At 62.4% G+C, this 17,194-nt stretch carries 12 protein-coding genes and 2 pseudogenes; 7 read left to right on the top strand and 7 right to left on the bottom strand.

The features are described 5' to 3' along the window. Nucleotides 1-118: 118 nt before the first annotated feature. Entirely contained in the window at nucleotides 119-970 is an 852-nt protein-coding gene (purU, locus tag B9A31_RS13560) for a formyltetrahydrofolate deformylase (RefSeq protein ID WP_016713625.1), read from the top strand. 205 nt (nucleotides 971-1,175) lie between these two features. Here the strand turns inward: purU and B9A31_RS13550 are convergent, their stop codons facing one another. The 5 genes and pseudogenes from B9A31_RS13550 to B9A31_RS27735 form a co-directional block, all read right to left on the bottom strand. Beyond that, on the bottom strand, nucleotides 1,176-2,168 hold the full coding sequence (locus B9A31_RS13550) for a lysylphosphatidylglycerol synthase transmembrane domain-containing protein (protein WP_019099611.1): 993 nt from the start codon (nucleotides 2,166-2,168) through the stop codon (nucleotides 1,176-1,178). Continuing rightward, on the bottom strand, nucleotides 2,165-2,929 hold the full coding sequence (locus tag B9A31_RS13545) for a DUF2334 domain-containing protein (RefSeq protein ID WP_019099610.1): 765 nt from the start codon (nucleotides 2,927-2,929) through the stop codon (nucleotides 2,165-2,167). The genes B9A31_RS13550 and B9A31_RS13545 overlap by 4 nt, the downstream gene beginning before the upstream one ends. Beyond that, nucleotides 2,922-4,043, bottom strand: coding sequence for a glycosyltransferase family 4 protein (locus B9A31_RS13540; protein WP_019099609.1), 1,122 nt, complete (start codon nucleotides 4,041-4,043; stop codon nucleotides 2,922-2,924). Before B9A31_RS13540 ends, B9A31_RS13545 begins: the two co-directional genes overlap by 8 nt. Nucleotides 4,044-4,280: 237 nt before the next feature. Then, nucleotides 4,281-4,877 (bottom strand): annotated as a pseudogene (locus B9A31_RS27740) (methyl-accepting chemotaxis protein); the annotation flags it as partial. Nucleotides 4,878-5,138: 261 nt separating this feature from the next. Then, nucleotides 5,139-6,098 (bottom strand): annotated as a pseudogene (locus B9A31_RS27735) (cache domain-containing protein); the annotation flags it as partial. Nucleotides 6,099-6,323: 225 nt separating this feature from the next. Here B9A31_RS27735 and B9A31_RS13530 point away from each other — a divergent pair. Then, a complete protein-coding gene (locus B9A31_RS13530; protein ID WP_027615394.1) occupies nucleotides 6,324-7,799 on the top strand; it encodes a helicase HerA-like domain-containing protein in 1,476 nt (491 codons plus the stop codon). A 108-nt stretch (nucleotides 7,800-7,907) separates the two neighbouring features. Here B9A31_RS13530 and B9A31_RS13525 read toward each other — a convergent pair whose 3' ends face one another. Both B9A31_RS13525 and B9A31_RS13520 read right to left on the bottom strand, forming a co-directional pair. After that, nucleotides 7,908-9,380 carry an inorganic phosphate transporter gene (locus tag B9A31_RS13525; protein ID WP_025753929.1) on the bottom strand — a complete coding sequence of 491 codons (1,473 nt, stop codon included), beginning with the start codon at nucleotides 9,378-9,380 and terminating at the stop codon, nucleotides 7,908-7,910. Nucleotides 9,381-9,688: 308 nt separating this feature from the next. Next, entirely contained in the window at nucleotides 9,689-9,889 is a 201-nt protein-coding gene (locus B9A31_RS13520) for a hypothetical protein (protein ID WP_025753928.1), read from the bottom strand. A gap of 475 nt (nucleotides 9,890-10,364) precedes the next feature. Between B9A31_RS13520 and pcaR the strand changes: the two genes are divergently transcribed. The 5 genes from pcaR to B9A31_RS13490 all read left to right on the top strand — a co-directional run bounded on the left by pcaR (nucleotide 10,365) and on the right by B9A31_RS13490 (nucleotide 17,183). Beyond that, nucleotides 10,365-11,240 (top strand): pca regulon transcriptional regulator PcaR, encoded by an 876-nt coding sequence (gene pcaR, locus B9A31_RS13510; protein ID WP_019099604.1) that lies wholly within the window; start codon nucleotides 10,365-10,367, stop codon nucleotides 11,238-11,240. Between the two features lie 321 nt (nucleotides 11,241-11,561). Continuing rightward, nucleotides 11,562-12,908, top strand: coding sequence for a 4-hydroxybenzoate transporter PcaK (locus B9A31_RS13505; RefSeq protein WP_084297066.1), 1,347 nt, complete (start codon nucleotides 11,562-11,564; stop codon nucleotides 12,906-12,908). A 219-nt stretch (nucleotides 12,909-13,127) separates the two neighbouring features. Next, nucleotides 13,128-14,330: a 3-oxoadipyl-CoA thiolase gene (pcaF, locus tag B9A31_RS13500; RefSeq protein ID WP_016713635.1), complete on the top strand. Its 1,203-nt coding sequence runs from the start codon at nucleotides 13,128-13,130 to the stop codon at nucleotides 14,328-14,330. A 201-nt stretch (nucleotides 14,331-14,531) separates the two neighbouring features. Continuing rightward, a complete protein-coding gene (locus B9A31_RS13495) occupies nucleotides 14,532-15,821 on the top strand; it encodes an MFS family transporter (RefSeq protein WP_025753926.1) in 1,290 nt (429 codons plus the stop codon). A 9-nt stretch (nucleotides 15,822-15,830) separates the two neighbouring features. After that, on the top strand, nucleotides 15,831-17,183 hold the full coding sequence (locus B9A31_RS13490) for a 3-carboxy-cis,cis-muconate cycloisomerase (RefSeq protein ID WP_084297065.1): 1,353 nt from the start codon (nucleotides 15,831-15,833) through the stop codon (nucleotides 17,181-17,183). Nucleotides 17,184-17,194 lie beyond the last annotated feature (11 nt).

The following is a 17,194-nucleotide window of genomic DNA, read 5'->3' as shown; positions in this document are numbered from 1 at the left end:
ACAAGGCGTGCCGCTGCGTTTGCAGACCTGCATAGACCCACGCGGCTGCGATCAATACTGCGTTTTTTCTGTCGGGCCGCTAGAATAGGCGCCTTTGCGAAGTTCTGGAGTCTCATTCATGCGCACCTATCGTCTGGTGATCGCCTGCCCCGACCGCGTAGGCATCGTGGCGAAAGTCAGTAATTTCCTGGCCTTGTACAATGGCTGGATCAACGAGGCCAGCCACCACTCTGATGAGCACAGCGGCTGGTTCTTCATGCGCCATGAAATCCGCGCCGAATCGCTGCCGTTCGGTATCGAAGCCTTCCGCGAGGCGTTTGCGCCAATTGCCGAAGAGTTCTCCATGACCTGGCGCATTACCGACTCGGCGCAGAAAAAGCGCGTGGTGCTGATGGCCAGCCGCGAGTCGCACTGCCTGGCCGACCTGCTGCATCGCTGGCATACAGACGAACTGGACTGCGAGATCCCCTGCGTGATCTCCAACCACAACGACCTGCGCAGCATGGTCGAGTGGCACGGTATTCCGTTCTTCCATGTACCGGTCGACCCCAAGGACAAGGCCCCGGCCTTTGCCGAAGTGTCGCGCCTGGTCAATGAGCATGCTGCTGATGTGGTGGTGCTGGCCCGCTATATGCAAATCCTGCCGCCGCAACTGTGCCAGGACTATGCCGAGAAGGTGATCAACATTCACCACAGCTTCCTGCCGTCTTTCGTCGGTGCCAAGCCTTACCATCAGGCCGCTCTGCGTGGCGTGAAGCTGATCGGTGCGACCTGCCACTACGTTACCGAAGAGCTGGACGCCGGCCCGATCATCGAGCAGGACGTGGTACGCGTCAGCCATGCCGACAGCATCGAAGACATGGTCCGCTTTGGCCGCGATGTAGAAAAGATGGTGCTGGCCCGTGGCCTGCGTTATCACCTGGAAGACCGGGTGCTGGTGCATGGCAACAAGACTGTGGTGTTTGACTGACACTGGCCGGTTGGCGCTGAGACTCTGGGGCGCAAAGCGCCCCCGGGAATCCTGAAAGGAATACCCATGGCCAAGCAACGTAACACCCCCACTGCTTCACCCCCGCCCACCCTCGGCGAAGGCTGCCTGGCCCGCTACGACCCCGAAGCCCTGGATGACACTGACGGCACCGATTTCCCTGGCGCCGCCGAACTCTGGCAGCAGCTCAACCCGCCTGACGTCGCCAGCGCTCCAGCAACGGACGCGCAAGCAGGCACACGAACACCGGCCCACCCGCCAGCAGATAAAAGTAGTAAGTAACCGCCCGCCATATCAGGATCGCCGCCGCTGCGGTCGAACTGCCCACCAAGGGCGTCAGCAGGCTGGCTGAAGTCAACTCGGCGGCACCCGCCCCTCCAGGCAACAGGCTGAACTGGCCAGCACTGAGCGATAGCATCTGCACCAGAAAGCTGGGGATCCACGCCAGGTCCACACCCAGCCCTCTCAATACCAGGTACAGCACGCTGTAGCGCAGCCCCCAGTGGACGCAGGTCAGGGTGAATACCAGGCTCAGGGTGCGTTTGGGCAGACGCCAGGTCTGCGCCAGTGCATCGATGAAGTGAAGCAGTTTGCGTGCCCAGCGGCGCTGGCGCGGCGGGCTTACGCCCAAGTGCTGCAGCAGCCTGCCGTTCATGCGCATTACCGTGCGTCGGTAGCGCAACAGCCCGATCACCCCGACCAGTGCTGCGCATAGCAGCAGTGCGCTGCCCAGCAGCATGCTTTCCTGGCTGCGGCCCAGGCTGTGGAACAAGGCGTAGCCGGCTATCGCGAGCATTGCGCAGAAGAAGAACGCCAGATCGTTCAGCTGGTCCATGGCGAACACGGCGCCGCTGCGTGCCGGGCCGATGCGGTGACGCGCCAGCAGCGCCATCAGGGTCAATGGCCCGCCACTGCCACCGGGGGTCGTGCAGATGGCAAACTCCGTGGCCATGACCACGCCGAGGCTGCGTGCATGGCTTAACTGTTTTGCCTGCTCACCCAGCAACAAGCGCAAGCGCAGCGTGTTGATGACCCAGCACGACAGAATCATGCCAAGCAATATGACCAGCAGTTGCGGGTCGAACCGGCTAAGTCTGGGAAGCAGTTGGCTACCTCCCAACAGCGCTGGCACCAGTGCTGCGCCCAACAATGCCAGCATCAGCAAGGCCCAGCGGTTCATGCTGCCACCTGGCGCTCCAGCCAGGCCGATTTGGTCAGCGGTTCGCGGCCATCCTTCAGCAGTTGTTCCAGTGTTCGCAGCCAATAGTCGCGGGACGAGCGATGGCGCATGTCTACCGGGTGCAGCCCCAGGCGTAATGTGGTCGCGCCTTTCCAGCGACGGCATTGCCAGTCGCACAGCACGCGGGACAACGTGCGACGCCATGCACTGCGGGCGCTCCAGACAAGGCCCGGCGCATCGATAGGGATGAAGTCAGGCAAACGGTACAGGTGCTGTGGTGTGCTGGTGTACTTCAGCGGCAGGCGACGCAACGCTTGCCGAGTGCCCTGGCTCATGAGCCAGGCCGGTGCGACAAACCCTGCCACAGGCCAACCTTGGCCCTCGAACAATGCCAGGCCCTCCTGCAGGCGGGTAAGTGCTTCGGCTTCATCAAGGCTGTAGAACTCGCCTTCATGGGTATAGATACGCCGCATGAAGTAGTCGATGGGGCTGCGCGGTGGTGGCCCTTCGTCCGCATGGGCGTAGCCGTGCAGCGCCAGTTCGTCCCCGTTGGCCAGGCGTTTGTCCAGCAGACGGCAGAACGAGGGCGCCAGGTGCAGCGGATTGCGCCGATGGAAGTCCGGGACCACCAGCCATGTCATGGGGACGTGGCCCAGCGCGTCGACGGCCTCTACGAAGGGCTGGTAGTCCGGCCAGGTTTCCGGGGCTACATCATGCAGTACCAGCATGAGGCTGCGGTGGCTGGAGGAGGGCTCAGGCATGGGCACGCACCTGTGGCTGATAGCCGAGCACGGCCTGGTAGTGCTGGAGCAGGCCCGCGACCACGTTATCCCACGAGTAATGCTGTTCTACATGCCGACGGGCCTGCGCACCCAGCGTGCCTACGCCAGCCTCGAACGCTTCGCGCACAGCGGTTGCCATGGCGCGGCCATCGTTGGCGCGGCACAGGATGCCGCACTGATCATTGATGATTTCACCAAAGGCACCCGCGCGCACGGCCACCACCGGCGTTGCGCTGGCCATGGCTTCGAGAATGACCAGGCCGAACGTTTCCTGGTCGCCAGCGTGCACCAGCAGGTCGGCGCTGGCCATCAGCCGGGCCACCTCTGCAGCCGGGCAGAAGTGGTCGATGACGCTGACGTTGTGTGGCACGTTGGCGGGCATGTTCGAACCTACCAACACCAGGTGGTAGGGGGCGCCGAGTTGCTGTATGCAGTCGAGCAGCACCGGCAGGTTCTTTTCCCGCGAGCCGCGGCCGGCGTAAATCAACAGGCGGCTGGTGTCGGCAATGCCCAACTGCGCGCGCAAGTGTGGGTCGCGCTGGTCGGGGTTGAACGTGGCCAGGTCCACGCCCAGGCGTTGCACATGCACGTTGCGTATGCCCAGGCGGCGCAGTTTGTCCGCCATGACCTGGCTGGGCGCCAGCACCCGGTCAAAATTGCCGTACAGCTTGCTCACGTAGGCCTCGACATTGGGCGTGAACCAGTTGCCCATGCGGTTGCTGACCAGCAACGGCAGGTCGGAATGGTAGAAGCCGATCACTGGCACATCCAGTTGGCGCCTTGCCTCCAGTGCCGCCCAGGCGGTCAGGTAGGGGTCGCCGACTTCGATCAGGTCGGGTTTGAGCGTGCGCAGCGTCTTGCACCAAGGTGCCAGGCGTACCGGAAAGCGGTAGCCCTTGCCAAACGGCAGGGGTGGGGCGGGTACCTGAAAGATGCCATCGGCATGCCGGGCGCTGGCGCCGGGAATCAACAGGCTATGGCGTACGCCTTGGATGGCGTCGAGGCGGCGGTGTTTGGCATCAAGATAAGTACGTACGCCACCGCTGGCCGGGGCGTAGAACATGGTGATGTCGGCGATGTGCACGATCAGCATCCCTCCGGGATCGTCTTCGGGTCTGTCATCCGGCGGTAACGGGCCGGCGATGACGCGCCTAAAGGTTGACCTCTCAGAAGGATAGTTTGTTCGATCGGGGTTGGGCGTGCAGGCCTCGAACGCGGTGTTGGCTTCTTCGCGGGCAAGCCCGCTCCCACAGGTCCACCACAATATTCGAGAGTTGTGGCGATTCTGGGGGAGCGGGCTTGCTCGCGAAGCAGGCGACGCGGTACGTGCTTAGATGCGGAAGCTGCCTACCAGGTGCTTAAGGCGGCCGGCTTGCTGCTCCAGGTCAGAACAGGCGCGCAGGGTGGCCTGCAGGTTCTCCACGCCTTCCTGGTTGAGCATGTTGATCTCGTTGATGTCCATGTTGATGGCCTCGACCACGGCGGTCTGCTCTTCGGTCGCAGTAGCTACGGACTGGTTCATGCCGTCGATCTCGCCAATGCGCACGGTCACGCTGTCCAGCCGCTCACCGGCCTGGTTGGCGATCTGCACGCTGTCCTGGCTGTGGCGCTGGCTCTGGTCCATGGTCTCGACCGACTCACGGGCACCGACCTGGAGCTCTTCGATCATGGTCTGCACTTGTTGCGCCGATTCCTGGGTGCGGTGCGCCAGGTTGCGCACTTCATCGGCGACCACGGCAAAGCCACGCCCGGCTTCACCGGCGCGGGCTGCCTCGATAGCGGCGTTCAGCGCCAGCAGGTTGGTCTGCTGGGAAATGCTGGTGATCACTTCGAGTATCTGGCCGATATTCACGGTCTTGCTGTTCAGCGTTTCGATATGCTCGCTGGACGTGACGATCAGGTCGGACAGGCGGTTCATCGCGGCTATGTTGCGCTCGACCACCTGCTGGCCTTCCTCGGCTAGCAGGCGCGCGGAGCTTGCATGCTGTGAAGCCTGGGCAGCGTTGCCGGCAATTTCCTGGGCGGCGGCACCCAGTTCGTTAATGGCGGCTGCCACGCTGTTGGTACGGTTGGACTGCTCGTCAGAGTTGGTCATTGACGAATTCGACGCACTGATCACGCGCAGGGCCACTTCGTTGACCTGCTCGGTGGCTGAGGATACTTCGCGGATGCTGCTGTGAATGCGCTCTACGAACCGGTTGAAGGCGTTACCGAGGATGCCGAACTCGTCGTGGTTGTGAATGCGCAAGCGCTTGGTCAGGTCGCCTTCACCTTCGGCAATGTCTTCCATGGCGCGCGTCATGGTGTGCAGCGGCTGCATCAATACGCGGATCAGCAGGCCCAGCAGGCCGATGATGATCACCACCGCTACCACCGTGGCGATCACCGCCGAGGTGCGGAAGGTGCTGAGCATCGAGAAAGCCTTGTCCTTGTCCACCGACAGGCCGATGTACCAGTTGGCCGACGGCAGGCCGGTGATCGGGGTGAAGGTCAGCAGGCGGGCCTGGCCATCGCTCTGCACTTCGGTCAGTTCACCGGTCAGTTTCGGCGTGTGCTGCGGGAACAGGTCCGACAGCGACTTCATCACCAGGTCTTTGTCCGGGTGCACCAGGATCTTGCCCTGATCGTTGACCAGGAAGGCGTAGCCCATGCCGCCAAAGTTCAGCGAGTTGATGATCTGCACCAGGCCGTCCAGGGCCAGGTCGCCACCCACCACGCCGACACTGCTGGACACCTTGCTGAGGATGCCAATGACCATCTTGTTGGTGGTCATGTCGATGTACGGCTCGGTCAGGGTCGCGCCCGCCGCATTCATGCCGTCCTTGTACCAGGGGCGGGTGCGCGGGTCGTAGCCATCGGGCATCTTTGCGTCCGGGCGTACGCTGAAGCCGCCGTCGGTTTTGCCCAGGTAAACGGTAAGGAAGCTGGAAATCAGGGCATTCTGGCCCATCAGTGTTTCGGCGTTGGTCGGGTCCTGGGCAATGTTCTGCGCCAGGTTCTCTACCAGTTTGATACGGCCTTCGAACAGGTTGCGAATGTTGGTCGACGTGGAGGCGCCCATTTCAGCCAGATAGTTTTCCAGGTCCTCGCGGATCGCATTACGCTGGAGGTAATCGTTGTAGAGGGTGAAAAGGCTGAAGGCGAGCATCACGATCAGTGATGCGGCCAAAAGAATCTTGTGGCTGAAACGAAGGCTTTTGTTCATGGCGTAATCGGTTCCGCTAAGGTGTTATATCAGGCGTTCGCTCCGGGGGAGCGCAAGGCAGTGCAACATCCCGAAATATCCCTTTTCGGTTGTTCCTCTCTATTAAGGCGAATATCACCCAAAGGTATCGGCCGAATTAAGGTAAAGCTTGAGCAGAGGATTAATGAGATGTCGGAATCTTCGACCATCGTTGTAGGTGCTGGCCCGGATGGCCAGCCAGTAGGGCAAGCGATGCGGCTGGCTAACCGTCACGGTCTGGTGGCAGGTGCAACGGGGACGGGCAAGACCGTCACCTTGCAGCACCTGGCGGAAGTGTTCAGCGACGCAGGGGTGGCGGTGTTCGCGGCCGACGTCAAAGGTGACCTCTGTGGCTTGGGGGCCGCCGGTGCACCACAGGGCAAGGTGGCCGAGCGCATCGCCGGCATGCCCTGGCTGGGGCATACGCCTCGGGCCTATCCCGTGAGCTTGTGGGATATAGCGGGGCAGTCCGGGCACCCCTTGCGCACCACCCTCAGTGAGATGGGGCCGCTGCTGCTGGGCAACCTGCTGGAGCTGACCGATAGCCAGCAAGCCGCGCTGTACGCTGCCTTCAAGGTTGCCGACCGGGAGGGCCTGTTGCTGCTGGACCTGAAAGACCTCAAGGCGCTGCTCGCGCACCTGAAGGACAACCCGCAACTGCTGGGTGAAGACAGCGCGCTGATGACCACTGCCTCTACCCAGGCGTTGTTGCGGCGGCTGGCGACTCTGGAGCAGCAGGGCGCCGAGGCACTGTTCGGTGAGCCGGCATTACAGCTTGAAGACCTGCTACGGCCGGGCCCGGATGGCTGTGGGCGTATCCACCTGCTCGATGCCAGCCGGTTGGTGCACGAAGCGCCCAAGGTTTACGCCACCTTCCTGCTGTGGCTGTTGGCGGAGTTGTTCGAGCAGTTGCCCGAACGCGGGGATGCCGACAAACCGGTGCTGGCATTGTTCTTCGATGAAGCGCACTTGCTGTTCAATGGCACGCCCAAGGCGTTGCAGGACCGGCTGGAGCAGGTGGTGCGGCTCATTCGATCCAAGGGTGTGGGGGTGTACTTCGTTACCCAGTCGCCCGGCGACCTGCCGGATGCGGTGTTGGCCCAGCTGGGCTTGCGTATTCAGCACGGCTTGCGGGCCTTTACCGCCAAGGAGCAGAAGTCGTTGCGAGCGGTGGCCGATGGCTTTCGCCCCAACCCGGCGTTCGACACCCTGGCAGTGTTGACCGAGCTGGGGATTGGCGAGGCGCTGGTGGGTACGCTGGAAGAGAAGGGCACGCCGGCCATGGTGCAGCGGGTGCTGGTTGCGCCGCCGCAGTCGCGTATCGGGCCATTGTCTGCGGCTGAACGCAGTGCGCTGATTGCCGCTTCGCCGCTGGCGGGGCGTTATGACAAACCGGTGGACCGCGAATCGGCGTATGAAATGCTGACCCAGCGCAAGGGCGAGGCCGTGGAACCGGCGCCGCAGCCGAAGGCGGATGAAGAGAGCTTTGCCGACAAGGCGGGGGACTTCTTGCAGAGTGCGGCGGGGCAGGCGATCAAATCGGCGGTGCGCCAGGCGGCCAATCAGCTGGGGCGGCAACTGGTGCGGGGGTTGATGGGGTCGTTGCTGGGGGGCAAGAAGAGGTGATCTGCCTGTGCCGGCCTCTTCGCGCCGAACCACCGTCAACAGGCCGGCACAGGAATAACGCTCATGAAAAAGGCGCCACGGGGGCGCCTTCATTCATTGCGGTATCACTCAGCCAATGGCTTTGGACGCCAGCCAGAACAGGCCGGCCGCCAGGCCCATCGAGGCCGGCAGGGTGAGGACCCAGGCCAACAGGATGGTCTTCACGGTGCCGCCTTGCAGGCCGCTTTTGTTGGCGACCATGGTGCCGGCCACGCCGGACGACAGCACATGGGTGGTCGATACCGGCAGGGCGAACACGTTGGCCATGCCGATGGCGCAGGCCGCGGTGATCTGTGCCGACATGCCCTGTGCATAGGTCATGCCCTGCTTGCCGATCTTCTCGCCGACGGTCAGTACCACGCGCTTCCAGCCAACCATGGTGCCCAGGCCCAGGGCCAGGGCGACGGCCACGATCACCCAGAACGGGGCGTATTCGGTCGTGGCAGTAAGGTCTTTGCGCAGTTTTTCCAGGTCGGCCTTTTCACGGGCCTCCAGGCCTGGCAGCTTGCCAACCTTCTTCGCCGTGTCATCCAGGCACAGCAGGTAGCGGCGCACTTCGACACGCTTGTCGGCACTCAGGCTGTGGTAGTCGGTCACGCCTTGCAGCGAGGCCTGCAGCGCGGCAATGGTCGGCTCGGTCTGCTGCGGGTTGCAGCTGAACTGCTCCGGCAGGTCGCTGGCCTTGGCTTTGCCCAGCGCCAGGAACTCGCCCAGGGTGGCGGCGTTGCGCTGATAGAACTGGCTCATGTGCAGGGTGGCGTCGCGGGTACGTTCGATCTGGTAGGTGGTGCTGTTCAGGTCGAGGACGAACTTGGCCGGGACGATACCGATGAGCACCAGCATGATCAGGCCGATGCCTTTCTGGCCGTCGTTCGAACCGTGCACGAAGCTGACGCCCATGGCGGAAACCACCAGCACCATGCGGTTCCAGAATGGCGGGTGCTTCTTGTCGTCGAGTTTGCGGCGCTGGTCGGGGGTTTTGTGCATCTTCGACAGCGGGCGCCACCACTTCAGGCCGATCAGCACCAGGGCGGCAACGGCGAAGCCGGCCATTGGCGAGACCACCAGCGACATGGCGATGTCGATCGCCTTCTGCCAGTTGACGCCGTCGCCCAGCGGAATGTCGTTGATCAGGGCGTTGGCCAGACCGACGCCGAGAATGGAGCCGATCAGCGTGTGCGAGCTGGAAGCGGGGATGCCAAAGTACCAGGTGCCGAGGTTCCAGGTGATGGCCGCAGCCAGCAGCGAGAAGACCATGGCCAGGCCGTGTCCGGTGTTCACGTTGATCAGCAGCTCTACCGGCAGCAGGTGCACGATGGCATAGGCCACCCCGACACCGCCGAGCAGAACGCCAAGGAAGTTGAACACGCCGGAGAAGAACACGGCGAGGTGCGGCGGCATGGCTTTGGTATAGATGACGGTAGCTACCGCGTTGGCGGTGTCATGAAAGCCATTGATGAACTCGAAGGCGAGTACGAAGGTCAAGGCGAGCAGCAGGCTCACCAACACCCAGGCATCCAGTCCGCTGAATAAATCGATCATGAAGGTTGTCTGGCGGTCATAGGGGGGCGGGATTATGCCAGAAAACCTTGGCAATCGATGCACCTGCTACAGACCGATGGCGATTTTCATGGCGAGCACGTGCTATGCACATCAGCGCTTGCAGGTAGGAAAATGTCCTTTAAATGACGCTAAAACTGGCGAAAAACCGAAAAAATATCGCGAAATGGCTCTTCTTCCGAAATTCAAACGGATGTATGAAATTTGTGTAATTCCATTTCACCTTCGGCCTGACGGTAAAGATAGACCGCGCTCGGGGCCGGGCGACGACGCGCTGGCGTGGCCTGGGTTCAGGGATTGTCGCTGCGCAGTTCCTTCTCCATACGTTGCAGTTCCTGGTTGAAGGACTGGTCACGGATGCTGGCACGTTTGCGCCAAGGTTTGCGTTCTGGATCCGGTTGTGCGGCGTAAGTGGTGACTTCGCCACCGTAGACATCTTTGAAGCGCTCAGCCTGGCGCTCGAGTTCTGCGCGCAGTTCGTCTTTTGTCACATGTAGTACCTGAATAAGTGGGATGACTGTTGTTATGCGTTGTGCAGCGTGCACATGCCTTGCAGCCTGCAACGGCTTCAAACAGCGGAAGGTTGCACTGTCACGGACGCATCGGGCCTGCGTTATCGATTATAGCAACCGATAATTCACCGAACATCGTTATTTACCCAACACTGACATCATCTGACATAAGTAATGGGCAGTGTCGGGAAACAGTTTGGACCTTTCGTACAAGTTTGAAAGGCAAGGCGGATAAAAGTTCGCTGCAACGCCGGGATGAGGCCCGAATGAAAAACGGCCTCGCCAAAAGGCGAGGCCGTTGCCTGGGGACTTCTACGGTGGGTACCTGACCAGTCTCTCCAAAGAAGCCACAAGTGGCATGAGCAAGGTATAAGCAAACGTGTCGGCGGTCAATTGCGATTATCGGCCGTTTGTTCGATAATCGCACGAACCGGCGTTTTTTTTGAGGTGTGCGATGAGTGACGAAACCCTGGCCAACGAATCCGGCAATTCGGAAGTGGCACGGCCTGCTTCGGCTGCCATGGCGCCGCCGATCGTGGCTTCTCCGGCCAAGCGCATCCAGGCCTTTACCGGCGACCCGGACTTCATGACCTCCCTGGCACGTGGCCTGGCCGTGATCCAGGCGTTCCAGGAGCGCAAGCGCCACCTGACCATCGCCCAGATCAGCCACCGTACGGAAATCCCTCGTGCAGCGGTGCGCCGTTGTCTGCATACGTTGATAAAGCTGGGTTACGCCACCACCGACGGGCGTACCTATTCGCTGCTGCCCAAAGTGCTGACCCTGGGGCATGCCTACCTGTCGTCGACACCGCTGGCGATTTCTGCCCAGCCATACCTGGACCGTATCAGCGATCAGTTGCACGAGGCGGCCAACATGGCCACGCTCGAAGGTGACGACATCCTTTATATAGCCCGCTCGGCCACGGTGGAGCGGCTGATTTCGGTCGACCTGTCGGTGGGCGGGCGCCTGCCGGCCTACTGCACGTCGATGGGGCGCATTCTGCTGGCGGCCCTGGACGACACCAGCCTGCGCGAGTACCTGGAGCGTGCCGACCTTAAAGCGCGCACCAGTCGTACCCTGCATGACCCTGAATCGTTGTTCGCCTGCATCCAGCAGGTGCGCGCTCAGGGATGGTGCGTGGTGGACCAGGAACTGGAGCAGGGGCTGCGATCGATTGCGGTGCCGGTGTATGACGCTTCGGGGCAGGTGTTGGCGGCGTTGAACGTGAGTACCCACGTAGGGCGAGTGACGCGCAGTGAACTGGAGCAGCGTTTCTTGCCGATTTTGCTCGCTGCCAGCCGCGACCTTTGCCATCAGTTGTTTGGTTGAATTTGCCGGGGCCGCAAGGCGGCCCCCAAATAGAACAGGCAAAACCGTTTCCTGTGCGATAAACGCACAGTGTCGTTCCGGGTGAATTGCTTCACTTGCGCCCGCTGATTAATGTTTCTCGCAACGGTCGGCCCTGCCTACCGAACAAGAAAAACATAAGAGGCACATAACATGAATACTGTCCCCTCGCTGCCGCGGCCGCACCCGCGCGCAGTACCGTTGTATCCAGGCTGACGCAGGCCATATTCCCCACTCATCGCCCTCTGTGCCGGTTGCCCGTGTGCAGTGGTCTGGCTGTGCCCTACATTCTGGATAACAACAATGAACCAAGCGCAAAACAACGTCGGCAAAAGCCTCGACGTTCAGTCGTTCATCAATCAGCAGCCGCTGTCCCGCTATCAGTGGCGGGTCGTGCTGTTGTGCTTCCTGATCGTCTTCCTCGATGGCCTGGACACTGCCGCCATGGGCTTCATCGCCCCGGCCCTGTCGCAGGAGTGGGGGATCGACCGTGCCAGCCTCGGCCCGGTCATGAGTGCCGCATTGATCGGCATGGTGTTCGGCGCCTTGGGCTCCGGGCCGCTGGCTGACCGCTTCGGCCGTAAAGGTGTCCTGGTGGGCGCGGTGCTGGTGTTCGGCAGTTTCAGCCTGGCTTCGGCCTATGCCACCAACGTCGACCAGTTGCTGATACTGCGCTTTCTGACGGGCCTGGGCCTTGGTGCCGGTATGCCCAACGCGACCACGCTGCTGTCCGAATACACCCCTGAGCGCCTCAAGTCGTTGCTGGTCACCAGCATGTTCTGTGGTTTCAACCTGGGCATGGCGGGTGGTGGCTTCATTTCCGCCAAGATGATCCCGGCTTACGGCTGGCACAGCCTGCTGGTTATCGGTGGGGTGCTGCCGCTGCTGCTGGCGTTGGTGCTGATGGTCTGGCTGCCGGAGTCGGCGCGGTTCCTGGTGGTACGCAACCGAGGCACCGACAAGGTGCGCAAGACCCTGTCGCCCATCGCGCCACAGGTGGTGGCCGAGGCCGGCAGCTTCAACGTACCGGAACAAAAGGCCGTGGCCGCACGCAACGTGTTTGCGGTGATCTTCTCCGGCACTTATGGCTTGGGCACCCTGCTGCTGTGGCTGACCTACTTCATGGGCCTGGTCATCGTCTACCTGCTGACCAGCTGGCTGCCAACCCTGATGCGGGACAGCGGCGCGAGCATGGAGCAGGCCGCATTCATCGGTGCGCTGTTCCAGTTTGGCGGCGTGCTCAGTGCGGTCGGTGTGGGTTGGGCCATGGACCGTTTCAACCCGCACAAGGTCATCGGCATTTTCTACCTGCTGGCCGGGGTGTTCGCTTACGCCGTGGGGCAGAGCCTGGGCAACATTACCGTGTTGGCCACGCTGGTACTGATTGCGGGTATGTGCGTGAACGGCGCGCAGTCGGCAATGCCTTCGCTGGCTGCACGCTTCTACCCGACCCAGGGCCGGGCCACGGGTGTATCGTGGATGCTGGGCATTGGCCGCTTTGGCGCGATTCTCGGGGCCTGGAGTGGCGCAACGCTGCTGGGCCTGGGCTGGAACTTCGAGCAGGTGCTGACGGCATTGCTGGTGCCGGCGGCGCTGGCGACCGTGGGCGTGATCGTGAAAGGGCTGGTGAGCCACGCAGACGCGACCTGAGGCCGGTAAAGCGCAAGAAGGGGATCGGTAGGTTTGCAACAAATGGTTCGTTAATCGCACAAATAGTCGATTATCGGATTGTAAGCGACCTGCCAGTCTCCTTAATCTGAGCTCACTGAAGCACCCTGACCAGTAGCCTCCAGCAGACCACCCCCGAACCACTGAAGTCGAGCCGTCCGCCCTGCGTGACCTCGAAGCCCGTACCGCAGGAGAAGCTTAATGCGCGACGTATTTATCTGTGACGCTATCCGCACCCCGATCGGCCGCTTCGGCGGCGCCCTGGCCGGCGTGCGTGCCGACGACCTGGCTGCCGTGCCGCTGAAGGCGCTGATCGAGCGCAACCCGAGCGTACAGTGGGATCAAGTCGACGAAGTGTTCTTCGGCTGCGCCAACCAGGCCGGTGAAGACAACCGTAACGTGGCGCGCATGGCGCTGCTGCTGGCCGGCCTGCCCGATAGCATCCCGGGTGTTACCCTGAACCGCCTGTGCGCGTCAGGCATGGATGCCATCGGCACTGCCTTCCGCGCCATCGCCAGCGGCGAAATGGAGCTGGCGATTGCCGGTGGCGTCGAGTCGATGTCGCGTGCCCCGTTCGTCATGGGCAAGGCCGAAAGCGGCTATTCGCGCAACATGAAGCTGGAAGACACCACCATCGGCTGGCGTTTCATCAACCCGCTGATGAAGAGCCAGTACGGCGTGGACTCCATGCCGGAAACCGCCGACAACGTGGCCGACGATTATCAGGTTTCGCGTGCTGACCAGGACGCCTTTGCCCTGCGCAGCCAGCAGAAAGCGGCAGCCGCCCAGGCCGCCGGCTTCTTCGCCGAAGAAATCGTGCCGGTGCGCATTGCGCACAAGAAAGGCGAAACCATCGTCGAGCGTGACGAACACCTGCGCCCGGACACCACGCTGGAAGCCCTGACCAAGCTCAAGCCGGTCAACGGCCCGGACAAGACAGTGACCGCCGGCAATGCCTCGGGCGTGAACGATGGTGCTGCGGCGCTGATCCTGGCGTCGGCTGAAGCGGTGAAGAAGCACGGCCTGACGCCACGCGCCCGCGTTCTGGGCATGGCCAGTGGCGGTGTTGCCCCACGGGTAATGGGCATTGGCCCGGTGCCGGCGGTGCGCAAGCTGACCGAGCGCTTGGGTGTGGCAGTCAATGATTTCGATGTGATCGAGCTGAACGAAGCTTTTGCCAGCCAAGGCCTGGCGGTGCTGCGTGAGCTGGGTGTGGCCGATGATGCGCCGCAGGTGAACCCTAATGGCGGTGCGATCGCCCTGGGCCACCCGCTGGGTATGAGCGGTGCGCGCCTGGTGCTGACGGCACTGCACCAGCTGGAGAAGAGTGGTGGGCGCAAGGGCCTGGCAACCATGTGTGTAGGGGTTGGGCAGGGTCTGGCTTTGGCCATCGAGCGGGTGTGACCTGTACCGGCCTTTTCGCGGGCAAGCCCGCTCCCACAGGATGATTGTTGCCCACTGCACAACAAAAACCTGTGGCAGCGGGCTTGCCCGCGAAGAGGCCGGTCTTGTTAGACACAAGGCCAATTGCCAGCCAGAAAGCGGAACGAGTGTGTTACCAGGTATGTCTAGACTTACCTGGGACCCTCTTGGAGTAAAACCGTCATGACCTCAACCTATTACACCGGCGAAGAACGCAGCAAGCGCATCTTCGCTATTGTTGGTGCCTCATCAGGCAACCTGGTGGAATGGTTCGACTTCTACGTCTACGCGTTCTGCGCGATCTACTTTGCCCCGGCCTTCTTCCCTTCCGACGACCCTACCGTGCAATTGTTGAACACGGCAGGTGTGTTCGCCGCAGGCTTTTTGATGCGCCCCATCGGTGGCTGGATCTTCGGCCGCCTCGCTGACCGCCATGGTCGCAAGAATTCCCTGATGATCTCGGTGCTGATGATGTGCTTCGGCTCCCTGATGATCGCCTGCCTGCCCACCTATGCCAGCATCGGCACCTGGGCGCCAGCGCTGCTGTTGCTGGCCCGCCTGATCCAGGGCCTGTCGGTAGGCGGCGAATACGGCACCACTGCCACCTACATGAGTGAAGTGGCGTTGCGCGGTCAGCGCGGCTTTTTTGCTTCGTTCCAGTACGTCACCCTGATCGGCGGCCAGTTGCTGGCGGTGCTGGTGGTGGTGATCCTGCAACAGTTGCTCACAGAAGATGAGCTGCGTGCCTGGGGCTGGCGCATTCCATTCGTGGTTGGCGCCATTGCCGCGCTGATCTCGCTGATGCTGCGCCGTTCGCTGCACGAAACCAGCAGCGCCGAGACCCGCCAGGACAAGGACGCCGGCACCATCAAGGGCCTGTTCCGCAATCACGCAGCGGCCTTTGTGACCGTGCTCGGCTATACCGCGGGTGGCTCGCTGATCTTCTACACCTTCACCACTTACATGCAGAAATACCTGGTGAACACGGCCGGCATGACGGCAAAAAACGCCAGCTACGTGATGACCGGTGCGTTGTTCCTGTTCATGGTGCTGCAGCCGTTCTTCGGCATGCTGTCCGATCGCATCGGCCGGCGTAACTCGATGCTGCTGTTCGGGGCGCTCGGTACCCTGTGCACCGTGCCGCTGCTGATGGCGCTGAAAACGGTGACCAGCCCGTTCATGGCCTTTGTACTGATCAGCCTGGCGTTGTGTATCGTCAGTTTCTACACCTCGATCAGCGGCCTGGTGAAGGCCGAGATGTTCCCGCCGCAGGTGCGTGCGCTGGGTGTGGGCCTGGCCTATGCAGTGGCGAACGCGGCATTCGGCGGCTCTGCCGAGTACGTGGCCCTGGGCCTGAAGACCCTGGGTATGGAAAACACTTTCTACTGGTACGTGACGGCCATGATGGCGATTGCCTTCCTGTTCAGCCTGCGCCTGCCGAAGCAGGCGGCGTACCTGCACCACGATGATTAAGGACGTGGCATGACCAACCAACTGTTCGACGCCTATTTCACCGCGCCGGCCATGCGCGAGATCTTCTCCGACCATGGCCGCTTGCAGGGCATGCTCGATTTCGAAGCTGCGCTGGCCCGTGCCGAAGCCGCTGCCGGGCTGGTGCCGCATAGCGCCGTGGCCGCCATCGAGGCAGCTTGCCAGGCCGATCGCTATGACGTTGGCGCGCTGGCCAATGCCATCGCCACTGCGGGTAATTCGGCAATCCCGCTGGTGAAGGCGTTGGGCAAGGTGATTGCCAGCGGCGTGCCTGAGGCCGAGCGCTATGTGCACCTGTGCGCCACCAGCCAGGATGCGATGGACACCGGGCTGATCTTGCAACTGCGCAATGCCCTCGACCTGATCGAAGCCGACCTTGGCACGCTGGCCGATACCCTGTCGCAGCAAGCCTTGAAGCATGCTGATACCCCACTGGTTGGCCGCACTTGGTTGCAGCATGCCACCCCGGTGACCCTAGGCATGAAACTGGCTGGCGTGTTGGGCGCCTTGACCCGCCACCGCCAGCGCCTGCAGGAACTGCGCCCGCGCTTGCTGGTGCTGCAGTTCGGCGGTGCCTCGGGCAGCCTGGCAGCCTTGGGTAGCAAGGCGATGCCGGTTGCCGAGGCGCTGGCGGAACAGCTGAAGCTGACGCTGCCGGAGCAACCCTGGCACACCCAGCGCGACCGCCTGGTGGAGTTTGCCTCGGTGCTGGGCCTGGTGGCCGGCAGCCTGGGCAAGTTCGGCCGCGATGTCAGCTTGCTGATGCAGACCGAGGCGGGGGAGGTGTTCGAGCCTTCCGCGCCGGGCAAGGGGGGGTCTTCCACCATGCCGCACAAGCGCAACCCAGTGGGCGCTGCCGTGCTGATCGGCGCCGCCACCCGCGTCCCTGGTCTGGTATCTACCCTGTTCGCCGCCATGCCGCAGGAACACGAGCGCAGCCTGGGCCTGTGGCATGCCGAGTGGGAAACCCTGCCGGATATCTGCTGCCTGGTTTCCGGCGCTCTGCGCCAGGCCCAGGTCATCGCCGAGGGCATGGAAGTGGATGCAGCGCGCATGCGCCGTAACCTCGACCTTACCCAAGGCCTGGTGCTGGCCGAAGCGGTGAGCATCGTGCTGGCCCAGCGCCTGGGCCGCGACCGTGCCCACCACCTGCTGGAGCAATGCTGCCAGCGCGCCGTGGCCGAACAGCGTCACTTGCGTGCCGTGCTGGGGGACGAACCGCAGGTCAGTGCCGAACTGTCTGCCGAAGAACTTGATCGCCTGCTCGACCCTGCCCACTACCTGGGCCAGGCGCGCGTCTGGGTGGCGCGCGCCGTGACCGAACATCAACATTTTACTGCCTGAAGGAGACCGCT

Source organism: Pseudomonas sp. URIL14HWK12:I5, assembly GCF_900176445.1.
In the GTDB taxonomy this organism is placed as follows: Bacteria; Pseudomonadota; Gammaproteobacteria; order Pseudomonadales; family Pseudomonadaceae; genus Aquipseudomonas; species Aquipseudomonas monteilii.
This window is presented reverse-complemented; position numbering and strand designations above follow the sequence as displayed.